Origin of the sequence: Mycobacterium sp. E3339, assembly GCF_001666915.1 — a bacterium.
Taxonomy (GTDB): Bacteria; Actinomycetota; Actinomycetes; order Mycobacteriales; family Mycobacteriaceae; genus Mycobacterium.
Genome location: NZ_LZIZ01000017.1, coordinates 1 through 23,251, shown reverse-complemented (window position 1 = coordinate 23,251; position 23,251 = coordinate 1). Strand labels below are relative to the sequence as shown.

23 protein-coding genes and 1 pseudogene are annotated in these 23,251 nt (G+C 70.6%); 16 read left to right on the top strand and 8 right to left on the bottom strand.

Annotated features, from left to right (window positions below; genetic code table 11):
* Nucleotides 1-702: class I SAM-dependent methyltransferase (locus A5702_RS00850; protein ID WP_231964948.1), on the bottom strand; the 702-nt coding region annotated here is incomplete at its 3' end.
* A 74-nt stretch (nucleotides 703-776) separates the two neighbouring features.
* Between A5702_RS00850 and A5702_RS00845 the strand changes: the two genes are divergently transcribed.
* Nucleotides 777-1,628, top strand: a complete 852-nt coding sequence (locus A5702_RS00845; RefSeq protein WP_068217427.1) for a helix-turn-helix transcriptional regulator — start codon at nucleotides 777-779, stop codon at nucleotides 1,626-1,628.
* On the opposite strand, the gene A5702_RS00840 is transcribed toward A5702_RS00845, so the two are convergent.
* The 4 genes from A5702_RS00840 to A5702_RS00825 are packed head-to-tail and all read right to left on the bottom strand — an operon-like array spanning nucleotide 1,617 to nucleotide 5,199.
* Entirely contained in the window at nucleotides 1,617-2,654 is a 1,038-nt protein-coding gene (locus A5702_RS00840) for a dihydrodipicolinate reductase (RefSeq protein ID WP_068217437.1), read from the bottom strand. The two genes, A5702_RS00845 and A5702_RS00840, sit on opposite strands and share 12 nt — an antisense overlap.
* A gap of 30 nt (nucleotides 2,655-2,684) precedes the next feature.
* Nucleotides 2,685-3,569: an MBL fold metallo-hydrolase gene (locus A5702_RS00835; RefSeq protein ID WP_068217423.1), complete on the bottom strand. Its 885-nt coding sequence runs from the start codon at nucleotides 3,567-3,569 to the stop codon at nucleotides 2,685-2,687.
* Nucleotides 3,569-4,222 (bottom strand): L-fuculose-phosphate aldolase, encoded by a 654-nt coding sequence (locus A5702_RS00830; protein ID WP_055401815.1) that lies wholly within the window; start codon nucleotides 4,220-4,222, stop codon nucleotides 3,569-3,571. The genes A5702_RS00835 and A5702_RS00830 overlap by 1 nt, the downstream gene beginning before the upstream one ends.
* Nucleotides 4,219-5,199, bottom strand: coding sequence for an NAD(P)-dependent oxidoreductase (locus A5702_RS00825; RefSeq protein WP_068217434.1), 981 nt, complete (start codon nucleotides 5,197-5,199; stop codon nucleotides 4,219-4,221). Before A5702_RS00825 ends, A5702_RS00830 begins: the two co-directional genes overlap by 4 nt.
* A 30-nt stretch (nucleotides 5,200-5,229) precedes the next feature.
* On the opposite strand from A5702_RS00825, the gene A5702_RS00820 reads away from it, so the two are divergent.
* Together A5702_RS00820 and A5702_RS00815 are read left to right on the top strand one after the other, a co-directional pair.
* A complete protein-coding gene (locus tag A5702_RS00820) occupies nucleotides 5,230-6,588 on the top strand; it encodes an FGGY-family carbohydrate kinase (protein ID WP_068217431.1) in 1,359 nt (452 codons plus the stop codon).
* Between the two features lie 9 nt (nucleotides 6,589-6,597).
* Nucleotides 6,598-7,263: a GNAT family N-acetyltransferase gene (locus tag A5702_RS00815; RefSeq protein ID WP_055401813.1), complete on the top strand. Its 666-nt coding sequence runs from the start codon at nucleotides 6,598-6,600 to the stop codon at nucleotides 7,261-7,263.
* Between the two features lie 59 nt (nucleotides 7,264-7,322).
* Here the strand turns inward: A5702_RS00815 and A5702_RS00810 are convergent, their stop codons facing one another.
* On the bottom strand, nucleotides 7,323-8,228 hold the full coding sequence (locus A5702_RS00810) for a class I SAM-dependent methyltransferase (RefSeq protein ID WP_068217420.1): 906 nt from the start codon (nucleotides 8,226-8,228) through the stop codon (nucleotides 7,323-7,325).
* A gap of 242 nt (nucleotides 8,229-8,470) precedes the next feature.
* On the opposite strand from A5702_RS00810, the gene secY reads away from it, so the two are divergent.
* From secY to A5702_RS00770, 8 genes are read left to right on the top strand one after another with little or no spacing between them, the layout of a single operon-like run.
* Nucleotides 8,471-9,796: a preprotein translocase subunit SecY gene (secY, locus tag A5702_RS00805; RefSeq protein WP_055405236.1), complete on the top strand. Its 1,326-nt coding sequence runs from the start codon at nucleotides 8,471-8,473 to the stop codon at nucleotides 9,794-9,796.
* Entirely contained in the window at nucleotides 9,793-10,338 is a 546-nt protein-coding gene (locus A5702_RS00800; protein ID WP_067820114.1) for an adenylate kinase, read from the top strand. Before secY ends, A5702_RS00800 begins: the two co-directional genes overlap by 4 nt.
* Before the next feature lie 2 nt (nucleotides 10,339-10,340).
* Entirely contained in the window at nucleotides 10,341-11,141 is an 801-nt protein-coding gene (map, locus tag A5702_RS00795) for a type I methionyl aminopeptidase (RefSeq protein ID WP_068217417.1), read from the top strand.
* Nucleotides 11,142-11,190: 49 nt separating this feature from the next.
* Nucleotides 11,191-11,736, top strand: a complete 546-nt coding sequence (locus A5702_RS00790; protein ID WP_082459985.1) for a sigma-70 family RNA polymerase sigma factor — start codon at nucleotides 11,191-11,193, stop codon at nucleotides 11,734-11,736.
* A 42-nt stretch (nucleotides 11,737-11,778) separates the two neighbouring features.
* The gene (locus A5702_RS00785) at nucleotides 11,779-12,495 is read left to right on the top strand and encodes an anti-sigma factor (protein WP_156349710.1); all 717 of its coding nucleotides are present in this window, start codon (nucleotides 11,779-11,781) and stop codon (nucleotides 12,493-12,495) included.
* Between the two features lie 15 nt (nucleotides 12,496-12,510).
* Nucleotides 12,511-13,713 (top strand): NAD(P)/FAD-dependent oxidoreductase, encoded by a 1,203-nt coding sequence (locus A5702_RS00780; RefSeq protein ID WP_068217414.1) that lies wholly within the window; start codon nucleotides 12,511-12,513, stop codon nucleotides 13,711-13,713.
* 17 nt (nucleotides 13,714-13,730) lie between these two features.
* Nucleotides 13,731-14,297, top strand: a complete 567-nt coding sequence (locus A5702_RS00775) for a DUF4389 domain-containing protein (RefSeq protein ID WP_055405237.1) — start codon at nucleotides 13,731-13,733, stop codon at nucleotides 14,295-14,297.
* Nucleotides 14,294-14,920: a class I SAM-dependent methyltransferase gene (locus A5702_RS00770; RefSeq protein WP_055405230.1), complete on the top strand. Its 627-nt coding sequence runs from the start codon at nucleotides 14,294-14,296 to the stop codon at nucleotides 14,918-14,920. The genes A5702_RS00775 and A5702_RS00770 overlap by 4 nt, the downstream gene beginning before the upstream one ends.
* Here the strand turns inward: A5702_RS00770 and A5702_RS00765 are convergent.
* Nucleotides 14,907-17,306, bottom strand: coding sequence for an ABC transporter permease (locus A5702_RS00765; protein ID WP_231964949.1), 2,400 nt, complete (start codon nucleotides 17,304-17,306; stop codon nucleotides 14,907-14,909). The genes A5702_RS00770 and A5702_RS00765 overlap by 14 nt on opposite strands.
* An 89-nt stretch (nucleotides 17,307-17,395) precedes the next feature.
* A complete protein-coding gene (locus A5702_RS00760) occupies nucleotides 17,396-18,091 on the bottom strand; it encodes an ABC transporter ATP-binding protein (RefSeq protein ID WP_055405228.1) in 696 nt (231 codons plus the stop codon).
* An 80-nt stretch (nucleotides 18,092-18,171) separates the two neighbouring features.
* Here A5702_RS00760 and A5702_RS00755 point away from each other — a divergent pair, with 80 nt between their 5' ends.
* The 5 genes and pseudogenes from A5702_RS00755 (at nucleotide 18,172) to A5702_RS00735 (ending at nucleotide 23,125) form a co-directional block, all read left to right on the top strand.
* Entirely contained in the window at nucleotides 18,172-19,917 is a 1,746-nt protein-coding gene (locus A5702_RS00755) for a thiamine pyrophosphate-binding protein (protein ID WP_068217408.1), read from the top strand.
* Nucleotides 19,898-20,545: a hypothetical protein gene (locus tag A5702_RS00750; protein WP_068217404.1), complete on the top strand. Its 648-nt coding sequence runs from the start codon at nucleotides 19,898-19,900 to the stop codon at nucleotides 20,543-20,545. Before A5702_RS00755 ends, A5702_RS00750 begins: the two co-directional genes overlap by 20 nt.
* A 7-nt stretch (nucleotides 20,546-20,552) precedes the next feature.
* The gene (locus A5702_RS00745) at nucleotides 20,553-21,563 is read left to right on the top strand and encodes a 3-oxoacyl-ACP synthase III family protein (RefSeq protein WP_068217402.1); all 1,011 of its coding nucleotides are present in this window, start codon (nucleotides 20,553-20,555) and stop codon (nucleotides 21,561-21,563) included.
* Nucleotides 21,563-22,721, top strand: a pseudogene (locus A5702_RS00740) (histidinol-phosphate transaminase). Before A5702_RS00745 ends, A5702_RS00740 begins: the two are co-directional and overlap by 1 nt.
* Nucleotides 22,625-23,125: a MarR family transcriptional regulator gene (locus A5702_RS00735; RefSeq protein ID WP_055405659.1), complete on the top strand. Its 501-nt coding sequence runs from the start codon at nucleotides 22,625-22,627 to the stop codon at nucleotides 23,123-23,125. Before A5702_RS00740 ends, A5702_RS00735 begins: the two are co-directional and overlap by 97 nt.
* Nucleotides 23,126-23,251: the final 126 nt, after the last annotated feature.

Sequence of the window (23,251 nt, the reverse complement as noted above, 5' to 3'; positions counted from 1 at the left end):
CGGCGGCTCATCAGGCGCAATCACCACGCGGCGGGCAACCTCGGCGACGCGATCCCCCGGCTGCTGCGCGGGGCGGGGTTCGAGTGCACGGAGGTGGCATCGATGCGGCACCGGGTCCTCGGGCGGCTGAACTACTACCGCGCCACCCGCCCCGCGCAGCAGCCGGGGGATCGCGTCGCCGAGGTTGCCCGCCGCGTGGTGATTGCGCCTGATGAGCCGCGCCGCCAGGCCGTGCTCGGCGGCCGGCTCGCCGCCGATGTCCACCAGGTGCAGGCTGCCGCCGGGGCGCAGGACCCGGAAAACCTCCGCCGCGGCGGTGCTTTTCGCGTCCTCGCCGATGTGGTGCAGCATCATCGACGACAGCACGCGGTCGAATTCGCCGTCGGCGTACGGGAGCCGTTCGGCGTAAGCACTGTCGAAACGGACTTCGCTCGTCTTTCGCCGCGCCCGCTCGAGCGCCCGCGGGTCGGGGTCGCAGCCGATCACCTCGGCCGTGGGATGAGACCGTTTGGTGCGAATGGTGAGAATGCCCGTCCCGCAGCCGATTTCCAGCACGCGCTGACCGTCGGTGATCTCGGCCTGCGCGATCAGGGCCCGTTGGACCTTCTTCATGCCCAGCAGGCGGGACATCAGGTCGTAGGTGGGCAGCAGCGCGTCGTGGCCCGCGGCGGGCAGGTAGTCATGTGGATGATGTTTCGTCACAATTCCCATGGTGAACGCCTGCATCGCAGAAGAATTGGTCGATTGTCGGAACTAATGGGACTATCTTCGGGGATATGGCACGGCTAGCGCGGATGGTAAGCCAGCGCGGCGGCGTGCCCGTCTACGAATACCGGGCGGACCCGGGCACGCCCCCGGTGGCGCTGCTGCGAGCGGGGCCCGGTCTCGGGGAACGCGGCCGGCACATCCACGACTTTCCGGCGCTCTGGTACGTGCCCGCGGACGGGGCGGTGCACGTGCTGGCGGCGGGCGCGGTGCTCGACCCCGCGCAGGACTTCCATCTCGACGACGGCGTCGCGGTGTTCTTCGATCCCGCCGCCTTGGGCGAGGACGCGGCGTCGGCGTGGCCGACGTGGCGGGCGCATCCGCTGTTGTTCCCGTTCCTGCACGGGCACGCGGGCGGCGTGCTGCGGCTCGAGTTGCCCGACAACCGACGGCCCTTGTGGGACAACGCCATCGCGTCGATCGAGGCCGAGCTGGCCGGCGGCCAGGACGGTTATCGTCAGGCGGTCCTGGCGCACCTGACGCTGTTGCTGATCGACCTCGCGCGGCTGGCGGGCCCGGCGGTGGCCGAGTTGCGCCGCAGCGCCGAACCGCTGCTGGCCGGGGTGTTCGAGGTGATCGACCGGCGGCACGCGGAGCCGCTGTCGCTACGCGACGTGGCCGACGAACTCGGAATGACGCCCGGGCACCTGACCACGGTCGTGCGGCGCCGCACCGGGCGGACGGTCGGGGAGTGGATCGCCGAGCGACGGATGGCGGCCGCCCGCGAGCTGCTGACCCAGACGGAGCTCCCGGTCGGGGAGGTGGCCAGGCGGGTCGGCATCGGCGATCCCGGCTATTTCAGCCGGCTGTTCGGCCGCACGCACGGCATCACGCCGCGCGAATGGCGCGGTTCAAACCGTTAGTGCCCCTTTGGAACCGGAGATGGGCAAGTCGATCGGGGTGATGACACCCGGCCGCGCGTCGCACAGGAACGGTATGGCGTTGACGGCCGCGACGGCGGTGCTGTCCATCAACACCGTCATCACGTCCTCGCCCGGTTTGCCGAACCGGATCGTGGCGTCGACGTGTGGCCGGCCTTCGATCACCACGCTGAAGCCCTTGGGGTCGGGCCACTGCGGGTCGAGCGCGTCGTCGCTCATCGTCCAGCAGATGGCCAGCTCGACCACGGGGCGGCCGCCGCGGTGGCCGCGATACGTGCGGCGCTGGCCACCGATGGTGCCGGCCGCGAAGTCCACCCAGCCCAGGTGCAGGTCGCGGGTCAACACCGCGGGCTCTACGAACGCGTCCTTGAAGTCGAGTTCGACGCCCAGCATGGCGGCGATCATGTCCAGCGTCTCGAAGTAACCCAACCCGAATCGTTGTGTCGCCGGGTCGATTTGCGTCACCGGCTCGCGGGGGGTTTTGCCGAAGCCGAGCACCTTCCACACGTCCCACACGGGATAGGTTGTGCAGTCCAGGGTTTCGACGAGCTTGACGTGGTCGACCTCGCGGCACGCGCCGGTGAGGAAGCCGGCGACGACGTTGATGAAGCCCGGCTCGAACCCGGTGCCCAAAAAGGTCGCGCCGCCCTCCCGCGCCGCCGCCTGCAGCGCCGGGAGCTCGACCGGGTGATGGGTGCCGGTCAGGAAATCGCCCGTCGTGACGACGTTGATGCCGGCGCGCAGCATCCTGAGCACCAGCTCGTAGTCGATGACCCGGGGCATGTAGTTCACGCAATCCGGCCGAAGCTCGATCAGCGCGTCGGCGTCGTCGGTCGCGGCCACCCCGGCCGGGGCGCGGCCGGCTAGCAGGCCCGCGTCGCGGCCCACCTTGTCCGGGCCGAAGGCGTGCACGCCCACCACCTCGAAGTCGTCGCGGTCAAGCAGCACGCCGAGCGCCCTGCTGCCGATGTTGCCGGTCGACCATTGGACTACTCGGTAGGGCGCCATGCCCACACCGTAACCTCGGCAGGCTCAGGCTCAGAGGGATTCGAAGTCCAGCCATCGGTCGATGTCGAACTGATCGTCGACGGCGCGGATCGTGGCGCCGCCGTGGCCGGGATAGTGCGCGGGTATCACGGCGGCCTTGGTCTGGACGGCTTCGGTGAAGATCCGGCGGCGGGTCACGGCCGCGGCCGGCGCGTCGACGTCGAAGGCGCACGCGTCGCCCGGTCGACGCAGTTGCAGCGGGCTGTGGGTCAGGTCGCCGACGAAGGCCGCCGGCCGGCCCGCGTCCAGCCACAGCACCGAGGAGCCGGGCGTGTGCCCGGGGGCGGCCCGCAGCCGCAGCGACCGGCTGATCTGGTGTTCGTCCGACCACTGGACGAGCTGGCCCGCCGCGTCGACGGGCGCGACGCTGTCGGCGAACACCAGCTGGTCACCGGGGTCTTGGCCGGCGGGCCCATCGGGGCAGAAGTGGCGGTAGTCGGCGGCCGGCACCAGGTATCGCGCGTTGGGGAAGGTCGGGACCCACGCGTCGTTCTCGCGCAGGGTGTTCCACCCGACATGGTCGGAGTGGATGTGGGTGTTGACCACCACGTCCACGGCGGTGCGGTCGACGCCCGCGGCCTCCAGCGCGGCCAGGAACCCGGTGTTCAGGTGGTCCAGGGGCGGCATGTGGGGGCGGTCGCGGTCGTTGCCGACCCCGGTGTCCACGACGACGGTCAGCCCGTCCACCTCGATGACCCAGCTTTGGACCGCGATGTGCCACTGGTCGGTCGAGGGGTCGAAGAAGTCGGGCTCCAGCAGGTCGGCGTTGTCCCGCCAGCCCGACGGCGGCGTGTGCGGGAAAAATTGTGCACCCAAGTCGAATTGGAGTTCGGCCACCCGCGAAACGGTCGCGTGGCCGAACCGGACCGGGCGCATCAGGCGTTGCTGCGCAGGTAGCCGTAGACGCTGGCGAAGTTGCGGTTCACGTCCTCCGGGATGGGCACGGGACCGCCGAGTGCCTTTGCGCCCCAGACGATTTGGGCGGTGCGTTCGACCAGCGCGGTGATGTGCAGCACCTTGTCCGGTCGGGGCCCCACGGCGACCAGGCCGTGGTTGGCGATCAGCGCGGCACCTCGGCCGTCGAGCGCCTTGACGGCGTTGGCGCCGACGTCGGGCGTGCCGGACGCGGCGTAGTCGGTGCACCGGACGTCCCCGCCGCAGTACACCGCGAACTCGTCGATGCAGGCCGGAATCGATTGGTGCGCAATGGCGAACATGGTCGCCCACACCGGATGGCTGTGGATGACGCTGCCGATGTCGTCGAACGCGCGGTAGCAGGCCAGGTGCAGCTGCATCTCCGACGACGGCGCGCGGCCGTCCGCGGCATGGAGTACGGCGCCGTCCGGGTCGATCAGGACGAGGTCGTCGAGTTGCATGTCGCGATAGTCGACCGACGACGGCGTGATGACGACGTTGCCGTCGGAGCGCCGCGCGGAGATGTTGCCCGCGGTTCCCTCGACGAGCCCCCGGCGCAGCATGTCCTTGGCCGCGTCCAGCACCGCGGTCTCGGGGTCGGCTACCGATTTCATGGCCGTAGCACCTCCGGGTTGACGATGTGGGTGGGCGTCCCGCCGGCCAACAGCGCCTCCAGGTCGTCGGCCACCATCTGCGCCTGCCGAGCCTCAGTGTTCCACGTGGCGCCGCCGATGTGGGGCGTCAGCACCACGTTGGGCATCCCGGCCAGCGGGTGGTCCGGGGACAGCCATTCGCCGACGAAGTGGTCCAGGCCGGCGGCGGCCACCTTGCCGCTGCGCAGCGCGTCGACCAGCGCGTCGGTGTCGTGCAGCTGGGCGCGGGCGGTGTTCAGGAAGACCACGCCGTCGCGCATGGCGGCGAACTGCTCGGCGCCGATCATGCCGGCGGTGTCGTCGGTGACGGGGGCGTGCATGGAGACGACGTCGGCCTCGTCCAGCAGCTCGTCCAGGCCGTGCCGGGCGTCGTCGTTGTAGGGGTCGTGGGCGATGAGCCGCAGCCCCAGCCCGGACAGCCGCCAGGCGGTGGCGCGGCCGACCGCACCCAGGCCCACCAGGCCGGCGGTGAGCCCGGCGATCTCCCAGCCGCGGAACCGCTGATAGGGGATGCTGCCGTCGCGAAAGATGTTGCCGCCGCGGACATCCGAGTCGGCGGGCAGCAGCTGACGGGTGGCCGCGAGCAGCAGCGCCACCGTCATCTCGGCGACCGCGTCGGCGTTGCGGCCGGGGGTGTTCAGCACCGGGATGCCGGCGGCGGTGGCGCCTTCGATGTCGACGTTGTTCGGGTCCCCGCGGGTGGACGCGATCGCGCGCAGGTTCAGGTCGAACACCGGCCCGCTCACCGAGTCACCTTCCACCACAACCACATCGGCGGACTCCGCCACGATGCGCTCGGCCAGCTGTTCGGCGCCGTAGATCCGCAGCGGGGCCTGCTCGATCCAGGGGTCGTAGACGACGTCGGCCAGCTCGGACAGCTTGGCGAACCCCGGCCCACGCAGCGGGGCCGTCACCAGGGCGCGCGGTCTTGACGTCACGAACCCCAATGCTGGCGTACGGTGACGCCCGTGTCACGTGATGGCGTCACAATCGGCATCGACGTCGGCAGCACCGCGGTCAAGGCGGTCGCCGCGGACGCCGACGGCCGGGTGACGGCGCGGGCGCGGATCCCGCACGAATTGCGGGTGCCGGCGTCGAACCGGCTCGAGCACGACGCCGACCAGGCGTGGCGGCGGGGGCCGTTGGCCGCCCTCGCGCGGCTGGACCGCCCGGACGCCAGGGCGGTGGCGGTCTCCGCGATGGTGCCGTCGCTGACGGCCGTCGACGCCGCGGGGGTGCCGACCACACCGGGGCTGCTGTACGGCGACGAACGGGGCCGGACGGCACAACAGGAGGCGCAGCCGCTGCCGGCGCTGGGGGAGGCCGCGGAATTCCTGCGCTGGACCGCGGCCCAGGCGCCGGGCGCGGCCGGGTACTGGCCGGCACCGGCGGTGGCCAACCACGCGCTGGCGGGCGAGGCGGTGATCGACTTCGCCACCGCCGCCACCGTGTATCCGCTGTTCGAGGGGACCGGCTGGAATGCCGAGGCGTGCGCCGAACGCGGCGCGAGGCCCGAGCAGATGCCGCGGGTGGAAAGCATGGGCGCCGCCGTGGGGCAGGTGCACGGCACCGGCGCGGCGCTGGCGATCGGCGCGATCGACGCGCTGTGCGAACAGATCGTGGCCGGTGCCGACCGCGTCGGCGACGTGCTGGTGCTGTGCGGCACCACCTTGATCGTGTGGACCACCATCTCGGAGCCCCGGCAGGTCCCCGGCCTGTGGACGATCCCCCACACGGCAGCGGGGAAGAGCCAGATCGGCGGGGCCAGCAACGCCGGCGGGCTGTTTCTCGGCTGGGTGGACCGCGTCGTCGCGCCCGGCGATCCGGCCGCCGCGCAGCCCGGGCGCGTGCCGGTGTGGTCGCCGTACATCCGCGGCGAACGCACCCCGTTCCACGACCCGGATCGCCGGGCCATGCTCGACGCCCTGGACCTCACCCACGACGCCGCCGCGCTGCGGCGGGCCGCCTACGAGGCGTCCGGCTTCGTGGTCCGCCAGCTCATCGAGCTGAGCGGGGCGCCGGCGGCGCGCATCGTCGCCACCGGCGGCGGAACCCGCGTCGCGCCGTGGATGCGGGCCATCGCCGACGCCACCGGGCGGCCGGTCGAGGTGTCCGCCGTGCCGGAAGGGGCGGCGCTGGGCGCGGCGTTCCTGGCGCGCATGGCGGCCGGCCTGGAAACCTCGATCGCCGACGCCGCCCGCTGGGCCCGCACCGAGCGCGTAGTCGAACCCGACCCCGCCTGGGCCGCCCCGAGCGAGGATCGCTACCAGCGGTTCCTGGAACTGGGAAACCGCCGATGTAGCGCGCTCCCCGGGGCGGCGTTCTAGGCTGGTGCAATGACCGACCAGGACCGCAAAGCCGCCCGCCGCGAGATCGCCGATGCCTTGTTGAAAGCCCTTGAACGGCGGCATGAAATCGCCGACGTCGTGGTCGAGTCCGAGAACAACGCGGCCGCGGTCGAGGCGATCGTCCGGCTGCTCGACACCTCCCACCTGGCCGCCGAAGCGGTGATGGGGATGTCGTTCGCTCAGCTCACGGTCGACTCGCGCCGCAAGATCCTGGCCGAACTCGAGGACCTGAACAAACAGCTCAGCTTCACCCTCGGCGAGCGCCCGGCCAGCTCCGGGGAGACGCTCGAGCTGCGGCCCTTCTCCGCCGACAAGGATCGCGACATCTTTGCCGCCCGCACCGAGGACATGGGCGCCGCCGGCGACGGGTCGGGCGGGCCGGCGGGCAACCTCGACGACGAGATCAGCGCGGCGCTCGGGCGCCTCGACGACGAGGAGGCCGCCTGGTTCGTGGCCGTCGATTCCGGCGAGAAGGTCGGCATGGTGTTCGGCGAGCTGCTCGGCGGCGAGGTGAACGTGCGCATCTGGATCCACCCGGAGCACCGCAAGAAGGGCTACGGCACCGCCGCGCTGCGCAAGTCGCGCACCGAGATGGCGTGGTGCTTCCCCGCCGTGCCGATGGTGGTGCGGGCGCCGGCCGCCAGGCCCAGCTAGCGGCGATCGCAAGCGCGGCGAAGCCGGGCGCGGCGGGTCGCCGCCATCGAGCTAGCTAGCTAGCCCAGCGTCGCGGTGACGGTGACGATGTTGCGCAGCTGCGACGTCTCGTCCTGCGGGAACGTCAGCCCGTAGTCGGCGAAGTACTCCCGCCGCTCGCGGGTGGTGACCTGCCAGCCGTGGCCCGACAGGTAGTCCACGACGTTGCTGCGCTCGCCGTCGAAGAACAGCCCGGAGAGGTCGATGTCGCAGCCGATGTTCGCCCAGCGCCGGTTGAACTGCTTGGCGCGTTCGGTCATCGTCCGGCCGGAATCGCCGTGAAATTCGGTGGCCAGCTTGCTGCCCGGCGCGCTGAGCGCGGTGATGTTGTCGAACAGCTTGTCCTGGGCTTCGGGCGGCAGGTACATCAACAGGCCCTCGGCGCTCCACGACGTGGGTTTCGCGGGGTCAAACCCGCTGCGCCGCAACGCTTCCGGCCAGTCGTCGCGCAGATCGACGCTGACCGTCCGCCGGTCCGCGGTCGGGGCGGCGCCCAGCTGCGCCATCGCGGCGCTCTTGAACTCGACGACCTTGGGCTGGTCCACCTCGTAGACCACGCTGCCGGGCGGCCAGCTCAACCGGTAGGCGCGGGCGTCGAGGCCGGCCGCGAGGATCACCGACTGGCGGATGCCGTCGCGGGCGGCGTTCAGAAAGAAGTCGTCGAAGAAGCGGGTGCGCACGGCGATCGAGTCGGTCTCCAGCTGCAGATCACGGTCCCCGTCCTCCCCGCCCGGCGGGACGACCTCGCCGTCGACCAGCTGGCGGAAGAATTCCAGGCCGACCGCCCGTACCAGCGGCGCCGCGAACGGGTCGTCGATGATCGGGTTGCTACCCTCGCTGGCCAGCGCACGCGCCGCGGCGACCATCGTGGCCGTGGCACCGACGCTGGACGCCAGGTCCCAGCTGTCTTGGTCAGTGCGTGTCATGGTGCTCCTATTTATTTAGCAAATGCAACGAGCCACCAGAACTCTACGCCCCGTGGCTTACGGCTTCCTGTGTTTTTCTCGGCCGTGAATGGGCGGTGGCCGATGGCCCTGGACGGGCCCACTCGAATCAGCTGTTAGTCTCGTACACGGTTTGACGCGCTATAGATAAGGCGGCCGTACGTCCTGGCCTGCGGGTGTTGGGCGCGTAATGCAGGAGACCCCCCGGCTGCGCAGGAGGAAGAGTGCTTTCGGCTTTCATCTCATCGCTGCGGACAGTCGATCTGAGACGGAAGATCCTCTTCACGCTGGGCATCGTCGTTCTCTATCGGCTGGGCGCCGCCCTGCCGTCCCCCGGTGTCAACTTCCCGAACGTCCAGCAGTGCATCAAGGAGGCCAGCGGCGGCGCGGCCGGCCAGATCTATTCGCTGATCAACCTGTTCTCCGGCGGTGCGCTGCTGAAACTGACGGTGTTCGCGGTCGGGGTGATGCCCTACATCACGGCCAGCATCATCGTGCAGCTGCTAACCGTGGTCATCCCGCGGTTCGAGGAACTGCGCAAGGAGGGCCAGTCCGGCCAGGCCAAGATGACGCAGTACACCCGCTATCTGGCGATCGCGCTGGCCATCCTGCAGGCCACCAGCATCGTGGCCCTGGCGGCCAACGGCGGGCTGCTGCAGGGCTGCTCGCTGGACATCATCGCCGACCAGAGCATCTTCACCCTGGTGGTCATCGTGATGGTGATGACGGCCGGGGCGGCCCTGGTGATGTGGATGGGTGAGCTGATCACCGAGCGCGGCATCGGCAACGGCATGTCGTTGCTGATCTTCGTCGGCATCGCGGCGCGCATCCCGTCCGAGGGCAAGACCATCCTGGACAGCCGCGGCGGGGCCATCTTCGCCGCCGTCTGCGTCGCCGCCCTGGTGATCATCGTCGGCGTGGTGTTCGTCGAGCAGGGTCAGCGGCGCATCCCGGTGCAATACGCCAAGCGCATGGTGGGCCGGCGGATGTACGGCGGAACGTCGACGTACCTGCCGCTGAAGGTCAACCAGGCCGGCGTCATCCCGGTCATCTTCGCGTCGTCGCTGATCTACATCCCGCACCTGATCACGCAGCTGATCCGCAGCGGCAGCGGCGGCGTGGGCAACAGCTGGTGGGACAAGTTCGTCGGCAGTTACCTGTCCGACCCCAGCGACCCGATCTACATCAGCATTTATTTTGGGCTGATCATCTTTTTCACGTACTTCTATGTGTCGATCACGTTCAACCCAGACGAACGCGCCGACGAAATGAAGAAGTTCGGTGGCTTCATTCCCGGCATTCGACCGGGCAAGCCCACCGCCGACTACCTGCGCTATGTGCTGAGCCGGATCACCCTGCCGGGCTCGATCTACCTCGGCGCCATCTCGGTGCTGCCCAACCTGTTCTTGCAGATCGGCAATGGCGGAGCGGTTCAGAATTTGCCGTTCGGCGGTACCGCGGTTTTGATCATGATTGGCGTCGGTTTGGATACGGTCAAGCAAATCGAGAGCCAGCTGATGCAGCGCAACTATGAAGGGTTCCTCAAGTGAGAGTCGTTTTGCTGGGACCGCCGGGGGCGGGCAAGGGAACGCAGGCCCAGAAGCTCTCCGAAAAGCTCGGAATTCCGCACATCTCCACCGGGGAGCTGTTCCGCAGCAACATCGAGAACGGAACCAAACTCGGGTGCGAGGCCAAGCGCTACCTGGACGCCGGCGACCTGGTGCCCTCGGAGCTGACCAACCAGCTCGTCGACGACCGCCTCAGCGATGACGACGCGGCCAACGGCTTCATCCTGGACGGCTATCCGCGGTCCACGGAGCAGGCCAAGGCGCTGCACGACATGCTGGGGCGCCGCGGCACCGACATCGACGCCGTGCTGGAGTTCCGCGTCTCGGAGGAGGAGTTGTTGCAGCGCCTCAAGTCGCGGGGCCGCGCCGACGACACCGACGACGTGATCCTGAACCGGATGAAGGTCTACCGCGACGAGACCGCGCCGCTGCTCGAGTACTACCGCGACGAACTCAGGACGGTCGACGCCGTCGGCGGCATGGACGAAGTGTTCGCCCGCGCCCTGCAGGCGCTGGGCAAGTAATCGTGAGCGCGCTGGCGCGGCTGCGAAGCCGCAAAGTCGTGCCGCAGCGCACCGCCGACGAACTCGACGCGATGGCCGCGGCGGGGGCGGTGGTCGCGGCCGCGTTGCAGGCGGTGCGGGCGGCGGCGGTGGCAGGCGTGTCGACCCTGAGCCTCGATGAGATCGCCGAGGCGGTGATCCGCGAGGCGGGCGCCGTCCCGTCGTTCCTGGGCTATCACGGCTACCCCGCGTCGATCTGCGCGTCGGTCAACGAGCGGGTGGTGCACGGGATCCCGTCGGCCGCAGAGGTGTTGGCTCCGGGCGACCTGGTGTCCATCGACTGCGGGGCGGTGCTGGACGGCTGGCACGGCGACGCCGCGGTCACGTTCGGCGTCGGGAGCCTCGACGCGGCCGATGCGGCGCTGTGCGACGCCACCCGGGAATCGCTGGAGGCCGGCATCGCCGCGATGGTCCCCGGCAACCGGCTCACCGACGTATCGCACGCCATCGAGGCGGGCACGCGGGCGGCCGAGGGCCGGCACGGGCGGGCGTTCGGGATCGTGGAGGGCTACGGCGGCCACGGCATCGGCCGGCACATGCACATGGACCCGTTCCTGCCCAACGAGGGCTCGCCCGGGCGCGGCCCGCTGCTGGCCCCCGGATCGGTGCTGGCCATCGAGCCGATGCTGACCCTCGGCACGGGCAAGACCGTGGTGCTCGACGACGAGTGGACGGTCACTACCTCCGACGGTTCCCGCGCGGCACACTGGGAACACACCGTGGCGGTCACCGACGCCGGTCCGCGCATCCTGACGCTGGCTTAGCGTGAACTAAACCGCCATTCGACTCGTTTCAGTAGTCGGAGGTGATGGAGTGGCCCGTGTGGCAAGCAATCGGAGGGCGTCGGGGGCTGCCGAGGCCGCTCTGATGAAGGCGCTCTACGACGAGCACGCGGCGGTCTTGTGGCGCTACGCGCTTCGGTTGACCGGGGACGCGAGCCAGTCCGAGGACGTGGTGCAGGAGACGTTGCTGCGGGCCTGGCAGCATCCGGAGGTCGTCGGGGACACGGAGCGCTCGGCGCGGGCGTGGCTGTTCACGGTCGCCCGCAACATGATCATCGACGACCGGCGCAGCGCGCGGTTCCGCAACGTCGTCGCTTCGACCGACGAGGCGGGCGCGCCGGAACGGTCGACGCCGGACGAGGTGAACGCGGCGCTGGACCGGCTGCTGATCGCCGACGCGATGGTGCAGCTGTCGGCCGAGCACCGGGCCGTGATCGACCGGTCCTACTACCGCGGATGGACGACTGCGCAGATTGCTGCAGACCTCGGCATCGCCGAGGGGACGGTGAAGTCGCGATTACACTACGCCGTGCGGGCGTTGCGGCTCACTCTGCAGGAACTTGGAGTTACCCGCTAAGGGGCTCCGAAATGCTTGAAGGGTGATGAGGGAATGGATGAGATGAATACGCCGCTACGGGGCCTCGGCCCGCCCGCCGATCCGTACGTGATGTGGGATGCCGCATACGTTTTGGGCTCGTTGTCGGCCGCCGAGCGGCGCGAATTCGAGGCGCACCTGGCGCACTGCCCCGCGTGCCGCGAGGCGGTCGCGGACCTCAGTGGCGTGCCCGCCCTGCTGTCCCAGCTGGGCCGGGACGAGGTGGCCGCGATGAACGAGGCCGGGTTGCCGGCCACACCGGAGATGTCGCCGGAGCTGTTGCCGTCGTTGCTGGCCAAGGTGAGCTGGCGCCGGCGGCGCACGCGCATCGTGACCTGGGTGGCCTCGTCGGCCGCGGCCGTGGTGCTCGCGATCGGCGTGTTCGTCGGGCTGCAGGGGTATTCGTCGTCCTCGTCGCAGCAGGTGGCCGCCTCCTCGGCGCCGATGGCGCAGGTGGGCACCACCCTGCTGACGTCGACGGTGCAGCTGTCCAGCCAGCACTGGGGGACGTCCATCAACCTGCGGTGCGTGTGCCTGGCCCCGCTCAACGCGCACCACGACACCCTGGCGATGGTCGTCGTGGGCCGCGACGGCAGCCAGACCCGGCTGGCGACCTGGGTGGCCGAACCCGGCCACACGGCGACGCCCGCGGGCAGCATCTCGACTCCGGTCGACCAGATCGCCGCCGTGCAGGTGGTGGCCGCCGACAGCGGCCAGGTTCTGCTGCAGCGTTCGCTGTAGGGGTCGGGAGCTGACGTGACTGGCCACCGGCGTCCGCTTCGGGCGCTGGTGGTGGGCGCCGGGGTCGGGGGCATCTCGGTCGCCCGCGGATTGTTGCGGGACGGCCATGACGTCACCGTCTACGAGCGTCGACCCGAGCTGCAGGCGCCCGGCGGCGCGGTGACGATCTGGTCCAACGGCGACACGGTGCTGCGGCAGCTGGGCGTCGACATGGACGGGGCCGGTCAGCTGCTGTCCACCGTGCGGGCCGTCACCCGCACCGGCCGTCCGCTCGCCACGCTCGACGTGTCGGTGATGGCGGACCGGCTGGGCGCGCCCGTGCGGATGGTGCCGCGCCGGGTCCTGCTGGAACGGTTGCTGGACGGCTTCCCGGCCGACCGCATCCGATGCGGCTCCCGCGCGATCGCGTTCGAGAACACCCGCGACGGCGTGCGGGTCGAGTTCGCCGACGGCCGCGCGGTCGAGGGGGACCTGCTGATCGGCGCCGACGGCCTGCACTCGATGGTCCGCGACCGCGTCGGCGGCCGGCAGGCCCGGCCCACCGGCTGGTGCAGCTGGCAGGGGCTGACCACGCTCGCGGAGGTCCCGGACAAGGGCACCGCGCTGATGGTCATCGGCGAGCGGGGAAACCTCGGCCTGTGGCCGGCCGGGGGCACCGACGTGCAGTGGTGGTTCGATCTGCCGTGGTCCTACGGCTTCGTGCGGCCGCAGCGCCCGATCGAGGAGATCCGGTCCCATTTCACCGGCTGGTCCGACGCCGTCGACCGGGTGCTGGCGGCCCTGACCGACGACGACCTGGCGCACTCGCCGTATCCGCACTTCCGCCATCCCATACCGCCGGCGGGCCGGGGCCCGATCACGCTGCTCGGTGACGCCGCCCACACGATGCCGCCCACCCTGGCGCAGGGGACCAACCAGGCGCTGCTGGACACCATGGTGCTGTGCAAGGCGCTCGCCGACGTGGCGACGAACGACGACGTGCCGAAAGCGCTGCGCCGGTACGAGAGGACCCGCAGGCACAGGGTGATGGCAGTGTCCCGGGTGGCTTCGCTGCCGGTCTCGCACGGGGAGGTCGTGCTGCGCCCGGCCGCACTGATCCCCGACCGGCTGCAGGCCGCCGCGCTGACGATGTTCCTGCGCTGGACGAGCCATCGTAGGATGTCCGCAGAGATCGACCGAGAAATGGGGGCAGCGACGACCAGCCGATCCAGCCCATGAACGACGAATCCGTCCGGGTGCGAGGCGATTTCGATTCGCCCTCGCGCTGGCTCTGGCTGGTGAAATGGTGCGTGCTGGCGGTCCCGCACTACCCGATCCTGATCGGGCTCTACCTGATCTTTCCGCTGTCGACCGTCGTCGCCGGCGTCGCCATCCTGTTCACCGGGCGGTACCCGCGACCCCTGTTCGACTTCAACGTCGGTGTACTGCGCTGGTCCTGGCGGGTGATGAACTTCCGGTTCCCGATGAACAGCACGGACCAATATCCGCCGTTCACGCTCGCGTCGCGCCCCGACTATCCCGGCGACCTGCAGGTGGATTATCCGGAGCGGCTGCGCAATTGGGCCGTGCTGGTGAAGTGGCTGCTGGCCATTCCGCAGATACTGCTCTGCTGGTCGATGGAGCCGCTGCTGCAGCTGCTGTGCGTGATCGCCGCGGTGTCGTTGTTGTGCACCGCGACCATTCCGCCGGGGATGTTCGACCTGCTGCTGGGCATCGTGCGCTGGCGCTACCGGGTGGCCGTCTACGTCTCCCTGATGCGCGACGAATATCCGCCGTTCCGAATGGATTTGGGCGCCCGGTGACGCGCCGCAATCCGCTGTTCCCGTACGTGTATCGGTTCGGCCAGCCGGTCTTCGACCGGCTGTTCTACCACCGGTACCGCCGGGCGGCGCTCAGCAACGCCGTCGGGCGGCTGCTGATGCTCGGCCTGGGGCCGGGCACCGATTTGAGGTTCCTGCCCGCCGCGGTGACGTCGGTGGCCGCCGTGGAGCCGGTGGCGCCGTTCCGGCGGATGGCGGCCCGGCTGGCCGCTCGGCACGGCATCGCCGTCGACATCGTCGAGGGCGCGGGCGAGTCGATTCCCTTCCCGGACAACAGCTTCGACTCCGTGCACATCGGGCTCGTGTTGTGTTCGGTCGATGACGTGCCCGCCACCCTCGCCGAGATCCGCCGGGTGCTCACCCCGGGCGGCAGGCTGGTCGTCCTCGAGCATGTGCGGGGCGAGGGCGCGACGGGCCGGTTCCAGGACTTGGTGGCCAAGCCGTGGTCGTGGGTGGCCGCCGGGTGCGAGCCGAATCGGCGGACCCTGGAATCGATCGCCGCGGCCGGGTTCGACACCACGGCGCTGCGCACCATCGGCCGCACCCCGGTCCCGTTCCCGTGCAAGCCTCATCTGCAGGGGTTCGCCACCCTCACTCCACGCTGACGGCCTCGATGATGTTCAGCCGCGCCGCGCGCCGCGCGGGCGGCACCGAACCGAGCAGGCAGATCACCAGCGCCCCCGCGGTGAAGGCCAGGGCCATCGGGCTCAGGCGGAAGCCGACCCGGAAATTCATGATGTCCCCGCTGATGAGGCTGAACAGCCACTGGTCGGTCAGGCCGAACAGCAGCCCCAAAATCCCACCGACGAAACCGATTCCGGCCGCCTCCGCCAGGACGGTCCGCAGGGTGAACCGGCGGCTGGACCCCATGGCCCGCAGCACGCCGATCTCGCGGCGGCGCTCGGTCACCGACAGCGTCAGCGTGTTGAGCAGCGCGACGCCGGCCACGGCCACGACGATGACCCAGACCGCGTTGGCGATGAACATGCTCTGGTGCAGCGGCGCTTCCAGCCCCGCCAGCGCGGCGCGGCCGTCGTACACGTGGTTCGGGGCCGGCACCGCCCGGCGGACCTCGGCCAGCAGGCGCCTCGGATCGGCGCCCGGCGCCGCGGTGATCTGCAGGGTGGTCGCCGCCGGGCGATCGAACCACGCCCGCAGGTGCTCGAGATCCATTCCGACCGTGCCGATCACGGTCGAGAAGAACGGCACCAGCGCCAGCACCTGGGCCTGTCGTGGACCCTGCGGCGTCTGCAGCTGCAGCCGATCGCCGGCACGGACGTGCAGGGTACTGCCGAGGTTCTGCGTGAGCACCACGCCGCGGCCGGCGAGCACGTCGGCGCGCACCCGTTCGTCGAGCGCGCGGAACAGCGAATCGTGGGTTCCGTCGGCGAAGCCGTCCAGCAGGACGCGGGTTCCGCCGACGACGGCGAACCCGAATGCCCCCTCGGTGACCCGCCCCACCCCGGGCAGGGTGGCCACCTTATCCGAAAGGCCTTGCGGCAGTGCGTCGGTGGGGTAGCTGTCGGGGGCATCCGCGCTCACCCACACGTCGACGCCGGCGGCGGGGGCGAACAGGGCGCGGGCCGAGCGGATCATGTCGGCGTTGGTGCCGGTGATCACCACGGTGGTGACCACGCCGATCAGCACCGTCATCACGGTGGCCCACACGCGCCGCGGCGCGCGTTCGACGGTGGCCGCCGCGAGCGCGCCGAACGATCCGAACAGGCGAGCCGTCGCGGCCGTGGCCGCGACGATGGGTGCGGTGAGCGCGAAGCCGAGCGCGATCTCGGCGCTGAGCAGCGCGGCCATCGCGGCGAAGGCCAGCGTGCCGTGCTGGCCGATCACGACCCAGATCGACACCGCGGCCACGGCGACGGCGCCCGCCCCGGCGGCGACCCGCAGCCAGCGCGGCACCACGTCCGCCGCCGATGCCCCGACGGGCGCCAGGGCTTCGATCGGGGCGACCTTGTACACCTGCCGCGCCGCCATCGCCGACGCGACCACGCTGGTGATCGCCGTCGCCGCCAGGGCTATCGGGATGGCGTAGCCGGGCAGCCCGTACTCGACGCGGGCCTCGAGCCCCTGGGTCATCGCCGGGGGCAGCCGGCCGATCGCGAGGTGGCCCGCGAGGATGCCGATGCCCGAACCGATGGCCCCGCCGATGAGCCCGAGGATCGCCGCCTCGCCGAGCATGTCGCCGACGATGGTGACGCGCCGGCCGCCGATCGCGCGCAGCATCGAGATGACCGGCCGGCGCTGGGTGATCGCCATCGTCATCGTGGTGTAGATCAAAAACGCGCCGACCACCAGCGCGACGGCGGCACCCAGCAGCGCCATGTAGTTCATCAACCTGACCCCGTCGCCGGCCCGGGCCGCCCGCACGCTGGGCGCGGCGACCAGCGCGCGGCCGTTCACCGCGGCGGTGACCGCGGCGCGGACGGCGCCCAGATCGGCACCCGGCTTGGTGGTGATCAGTATCGAGTCGAGTTGACCGGCGCGGCCGGTCACGTTCTGTGCCAACGCAAGTGGCGCGAGGACGTAGTGCCCGCCGTTGAGGTCCGCGAACTGCTTGCCGGCCAGCACCTCGGTGACGGTGACCGACCCCGAGCCCAATTGCAGCGTCTGGCCCTTCGCGTAGCCGACCCGCGGCCCCACCTGGACGCCGTTGGGCGTGGCGGACAGCTCCTGCACCGGGCGAGCGACCGCGTCCTTGAGCGCGCCGCCCAGCGCGGCGGTGCTGGCGTCCGCGCCGAGCAGCAACACCGGCCCCGTCGCCGTGGCGGCGGACGTCCTGATCATCGGCGCGGCGGTCGCGACGCCGGGGACCGCGGCCACGTCGGCCAGTACGGCGTCGGGGAACCCGGCGTCGGTGATGCCCGACACCTCCAGCGCGGCCACGCCGGCGATCCCGTCGGCCAGCCGGTTGACCGATCCGGTGATGGACCCGAAGATGCCGAAGATCGCGACCAGATACGTTGCGGAGACGGCCATCACGGCGATCGACGCGAGCGTGCGGCGGCGATGGACGGCGAGCTCACGCAGGCTGAACACGCGCAGTCGGCTCGCCGCCGCACCGATCCTCACGCAGGGACCGCCGGTACGTCGGACCCGACCCGCCCGTCCTGCAACGTGATCACCCGGTCGGTCGAAGCGGCGGCGTCCGAATTGTGGGTCACCATCACCACCAGCCGGCCCCGGCCGTCCTCGTGCGCCACCTCGGCGAGCAGCGCAAGGATCGAGGCGCCCGTCGCCGAGTCCAGGTTGCCGGTGGGCTCGTCGGCGAGGATCAGCGGCGGATCCATCATCAACGCGCGCGCCACCGCGACCCGCTGCATCTGACCACCGGACAGTTCCGCCGGCCGGTGCTCGGTCCGGTCGCCCAGCCCGACGCGGTCCAGCAACCGCACCGCGTCCGCTTTGGCGCGGCCCAGCCGGACGCCGTCGAGCAGCTTCGGCACCGCCACGTTCTCCCAGGCCGAAAGCGTCGGCAGCAGGTTGAAGAACTGGAAGATGAAACCCACCCGGTGGTGGCGGAACGCCGACTGCTGCTCGTCGCCCAGGCGCCCGATCTCCTCGCCGTCGAAGGTGATCGAGCCGGAATCGGGGCTGTCCAGCGCGCCGAGCAGGTGCAGCAACGTGCTCTTGCCCGCCCCGGAGGGGCCGACGACCGACACGAACTGACCGCCGTCGAGCCGCAGGCTGATCCCGTCGAGCGCGCGGACCGTCTGACCGCCGACGCGGTACTGGCGAACCACGTTGCGCAGTTCGATGGCCATTTAGACACCACGAGGGCCGCCGGCAAACGGTTCAACCCGCCGGGGTGAACCGATCGCGGGCCCGGCTCGTGTCTGAAGGCATGTTCGGCAAGTACCGGGTGGTCGACCACATAGTCGGACACCTCGCCGCACTCGGGGTGGATCACGTCTTCGGTGTCGATGGCGCCAACATCGAAGACCTGTACGACGCGGCGCACTTCCGCCCCGAGGTCACCGCGGTGCTGGCCAAGCACGAGTTCTCGGCGGCCACCATGGCCGACGGCTACAGCCGCAGCGGCGCCGGGCTCGGCGTGGTGGCGGCGACCTCGGGTGGCGGAGCGCTGAACCTGATCGCCGCGCTGGGGGAGTCGTTCGCCAGCCGGGTCCCGGTGCTGGCCCTGGTCGGCCAGCCCGCCACCACGATGGACGGTCGGGGCAGCTTCCAGGACACCAGCGGCCGCAACGGTTCGCTGGACGCCCGCGCGTTGTTCTCGGCGGTGTCGGTGTCGTGCGAGCGGGTGCTCGCACCGGCCGACATCGTGTCCGCGTTGCCCCGGGCCGTCGCCGCCGCGCACACGGGCGGCCCGGCGGTGTTGTTGCTGCCCAAGGACATTCAGCAGGCGGGCATCGCCGCCGACGGCCCCGACGGGCATGCGGGGAGCTTCGGCGCGCCGATCGGCAACCCGCATCCCATCGCGCAGGAACTGCGCCGTGCGACCGGTCAGGTAACGATCATCGCCGGCGAGCAGGTGGCCCGCGACGACGCGCGGGCCGAGCTCGAGCAGCTGCGCGCGGTGCTGCGCGCGCGGGTGGCCACCGTGCCCGACGCCAAGGACGTCGCCGGCACGCCGGGCTTCGGGTCGTCGTCGGCGCTCGGGGTGACCGGCGTGATGGGCCATCCGAGCGTGGCCGAAGCGGTGGCCGCCAGCTCCGTGTGCCTTATCGTCGGCACCCGGCTCGCGGTCACCGCGCGCGGCGGCCTGGACGACGCGCTGGCGGCCGTGCGAACGGTGTCGATCGGCTCGGCGCGGCCGTACCCGAGCTGTGTCCACGTGCACACCGACGACCTGCGCGGCTCGCTGCGCCTGCTGACCCAGGCCCTGCGCGGTCACGGCCGCCCGAACGGCCTGCGCGTGCCGGACGTGGTGCGCCGCACGGAGCTGACGCCCCCGGCCTGCCCCGGGCCGGGCGTGCGGTACCGCGACGCCATGGGGGTCCTGGACCGCGCCCTGCCCGACGGCGCCGACATCGTGGTCGACGCCGGCAACACCGGCGCCGCCGCCATCCACTACCTGCCCGCGCGGCGCGGCGGCCGGTTCGTGGCCGCGCTCGGCATGGGCGGCATGGGTTACAGCTTCGGCGCGGGTATCGGGATGGCGTTCGGGCGGGCCAACGGCGGCCGGCCCGGCGGCCGCACCGTCGTGATCGCCGGGGACGGCGCGTTCTTCATGCACGGCATGGAGGTGCACACGGCCGTGCAATACCGCCTTCCGATGACGTTCGTCTTGTTCAACAACAACGCCCACGCCATGTGCGTGACCCGCGAGCAGCTGTTCTACCAGGACCGGTACAGCTACAACCGGTTCCGGCCGAGCGCGCTGGGCGCGGGCCTGGCGGCCATGTTCCCGGGGCTGACATCGGTCGACGTCAGCGAACCCGCCCAATTCGCCGCGGCGCTTCGGGTGGCGCTGGACGTCGAGGGCCCGGCGGTGGTCAGCGTCGAGTGCGCCGCCGACGAAATCCCGCCGTTCGCTCCATTTCTCGCCGCGCTGCCGAGCAACGCGGCTCTCGCAGAACAGGTTTCGACCGCAAAGGAGAACCGGGACGATGTCGTTGCCAGCGCTTGAGGATATCCCCATCCCCCTCGACGGGGTGGTCCGCATCGAAACCAGTCCACGGGAGAAGGCGACCCCGATCATCATGGAGATGATGCGGTCGGTGTACCCGCACGACCAGGTCTTCGGCCAGTACTGCACGGTCAACGATTACGTCGATTGTCCGCCCGACGAGCTGTACGAGTACATGGCCGACACCCGCAGCCTGGAGGAGTGGACCTACAGCCTGCGCGGTTTCACCCCCACTGACTCACCGGGCCTGTGGCTGGCCCACGACCGGCTCGGTTCGGAGACCGAGATCTACACGCGCACCGTCGCCAACCCCGAGGCGCGGACCGTCGATTACCACTGCGCGTGGGACCAGGGCAAGCACCTGTGGATGATCTACCTGATGCGCGTCGTCGACGCGCAGGTCGTGCTGGACAAGCCGGGATCGGTTGTGCTGTGGACCAATTGCCATCACCCGTTCTACGACCACAACCCCTATCCGGAGACCGCGCCGGCGCAACGCCCGGTGTGGGTCGGCGACTTCTGGGACATGTTCGGCGCCGGGCATGCGCTGGAGCTGCAGAACCTGAAGGCGATCGCCGAATACCGGCACCGCAACGGCCTGCCGGTGACGCCGAAATGGATGGGGTGAGGAAACCATGAGCGTCAGCCTGATCGACGTTTCCACGTATCTGCCCGGCGAACCGATCGGCGCCGAGTACTACGCGCAGTTCGCCGAATCCGACGACCTGCGCGACAACGTTATGTTCCGCGCCCCGAAGTTTCGGCACCACGTCGCGCCCGACGAGAGCTCCATCGACATGATCGAACGCGCGGCGCAGGGCCTGATCGAGCGGCACGGCCACGACGTGGTCGAGGGTGCCGACGTGCTGATCACCCACACCCAGGTGCCGGACATGGCCTTCTACGGCCAGGGCGGCGGCATCGCAAACCGGCTGGGCATGCGGCCGTCCTGGGTGCTGGACCTCAACAACGGCGGCTGCGCGGCATTCGTGTTGGCGCTCAACGTGGCTCGCAAGCTGCTGGAGTCCGGCAGCGGACACACCGCGCTGATCGCCATCGCGCAGAACGCGGCCGGCCAGTTCTTCGACCAGCCGACCATCCGGCGCAAGGCGCAGTCCGCGGTGCCCGGGGACGGCGCGGCGGTGGGGCTGGTCACCCTCGGCGATCAGTCGCCGATCCTCGACGTCGAGTGCCGCACCTACGGCGAGTACGCCGGTGAGATGACGCTGTCGTACGACCCGCCCCGCAAGTGGTGGCAGGCCGGGTCCGGCGAGGGCAGCATCGGCTTCACCGAAAGCAAGATCACCAAGGTGTTGGCCCGCGGCAACCGGCAGGTTCCCGAGGTGGCGCTGGCGGTCTGCGACCGAATCGGCCTGCCCGCCAAGGACATCGATTTGCTGGTCACCAACCAGCCGAACCGGGTGTTCCTGCGCAACTGGCGCGAGGCGCTCGAGCTGCCCGAGTCGAGACACCGCGACACGTTCGACGAGTGTGGCAACCTGTTCGGCGCGGGGATCCCGATCAACTTCGACCGCGCGATCACCGACGGTCAGGTCCGGGCCGGCGACGTCGTGATGATGGCCGCCTTCGCGCACGCCGGCGATTTCGCCGGTGCGGCGGCGGTGCGCTGGGGCGGGCGAGGCTGATGCAGCCCGCACCGGTCCCGTGGGACGGTGACCTCCGCGACGCGCTCCCGGAGGCGATGGATCCGTTCGCCTTGTCGCTCAACGAGAATCCGTTCCCCCCGCTGCCCGAGGTCCGCTCGGCGCTGATGCGTTCCGTGCAGACGGCGCACCGCTATCCGGAGTTCCTGCCCGAGCGGCTGCGCGCGCTGATCGCCGACCACATCGGGGTGCCCGCCGACGCGGTGGTGCCGGGCGCGGGCGCGACGGGCGTCGCGTTGCAGGCCCTGCAGTCGCTGACCGTTGCGGGCGACACGATGGTGATGTCGACACCGACGTTCGACGGATACCCGATCCTGGCGCGGATGGCGCGGCTGACGACGCGGACGGTACCCCTGGACGAGCACGGCCACAACGACCTCGACGGGCTGGCCCGCGCCGCCGCCGATGCCCGGGTGGTGGTGCTGTGCCGCCCGCACAACCCCACCGGCACGCTGGAGTCCGCCGACGCCGTCGCGGCGTTCTTGCGCCGCGTGCCCCGCGACGCCGTCGTGCTGCTCGACGAGGCGTACATCGAGTTCACCGCGCCCGAGCACCGCATCGCCGTGTCGGCGTTGATCACTCGGTTCCCGAATGTGGTGGTGGTGCGGACCTTCTCCAAGGCCTACGGCCTGGCGGGGCTGCGGATCGGTTACGGGGTGGCGTCGCCGGAGCTGGCCCGGGCGCTGTGGTCAGATCAGCTGCCGTTCGGCGCCGCGATCACCAGCCTGGTCGCGGTCGCCGCGTCGTACGCGGCGGAAGACCAACTGCTGCAGCGGGTCCGGCTGATCAACGCCGAACGCTGCTACCTGCGCATGCGCATGAGTGCGCTGGGGATCTACACCACCGACGCGCACGCGAACTTCATGTACCTGCCCCCGAGGGGTGGGCCGTGGCATGAGGTTTTCGCCGGCGGCGGCCCACGGGTGCGGTGCTACCCGGACGGCGGCGCGCGGATCACCGTGGGCAACAGGGCGTCGACCATGGCGGTGCTGTCCGCGCTGGGGAAAGGCCACGCTCGCGCGCCAAGTGCGGTATGAAGGGGCGTGGCTGCCTCCAACAAGCGTGACCCGATCGACGCGGCACGCGCCAACTGGGAACGCTCCGGTTGGGCCGACGTGGCGCAGGGCATGGTCGCGGTGACGTCGGTGATGCGCGCGCACCAGATCCTGCTGGCCCGCGTCGAGACGGCGTTGCGCCCTTACGACTTGAGCTTCTCCCGCTATGAGCTGCTGCGGCTGCTGGCGTTCAGCCGGACCGGCGCGCTGCCGATCACCAAGGCCTCCGACCGCTTGCAGGTGCACGTCACCAGCGTGACCCACGCGATCCGCCGGCTGGAGGCCGACGGGCTGGTGAAGCGGGTGCCGCACCCCACCGACGGGCGCACCACGCTGGTGCAGATCACCGACCTGGGTCGCTCGACGGTCGAGGACGCCACGGTGACGCTCAACGAGCAGGTGTTCGCCGACATCGGGATGTCGGAAAGCGAAGCGCGGGCGCTGGTTTCATCGATCGAGACGCTGCGCCGCGACGCGGGCGACTTCTGAGGGGCACGCTCTGGTCTCTCCGCCGAACGTGAACTGACGGCGGCTTTTCGTGCGATTTTCCGCCCTGAGTTCACGCTCGGCGCGCTGAGTTTCAGCCTTCGCGCAGCATCTCGATGACCGCGCTGA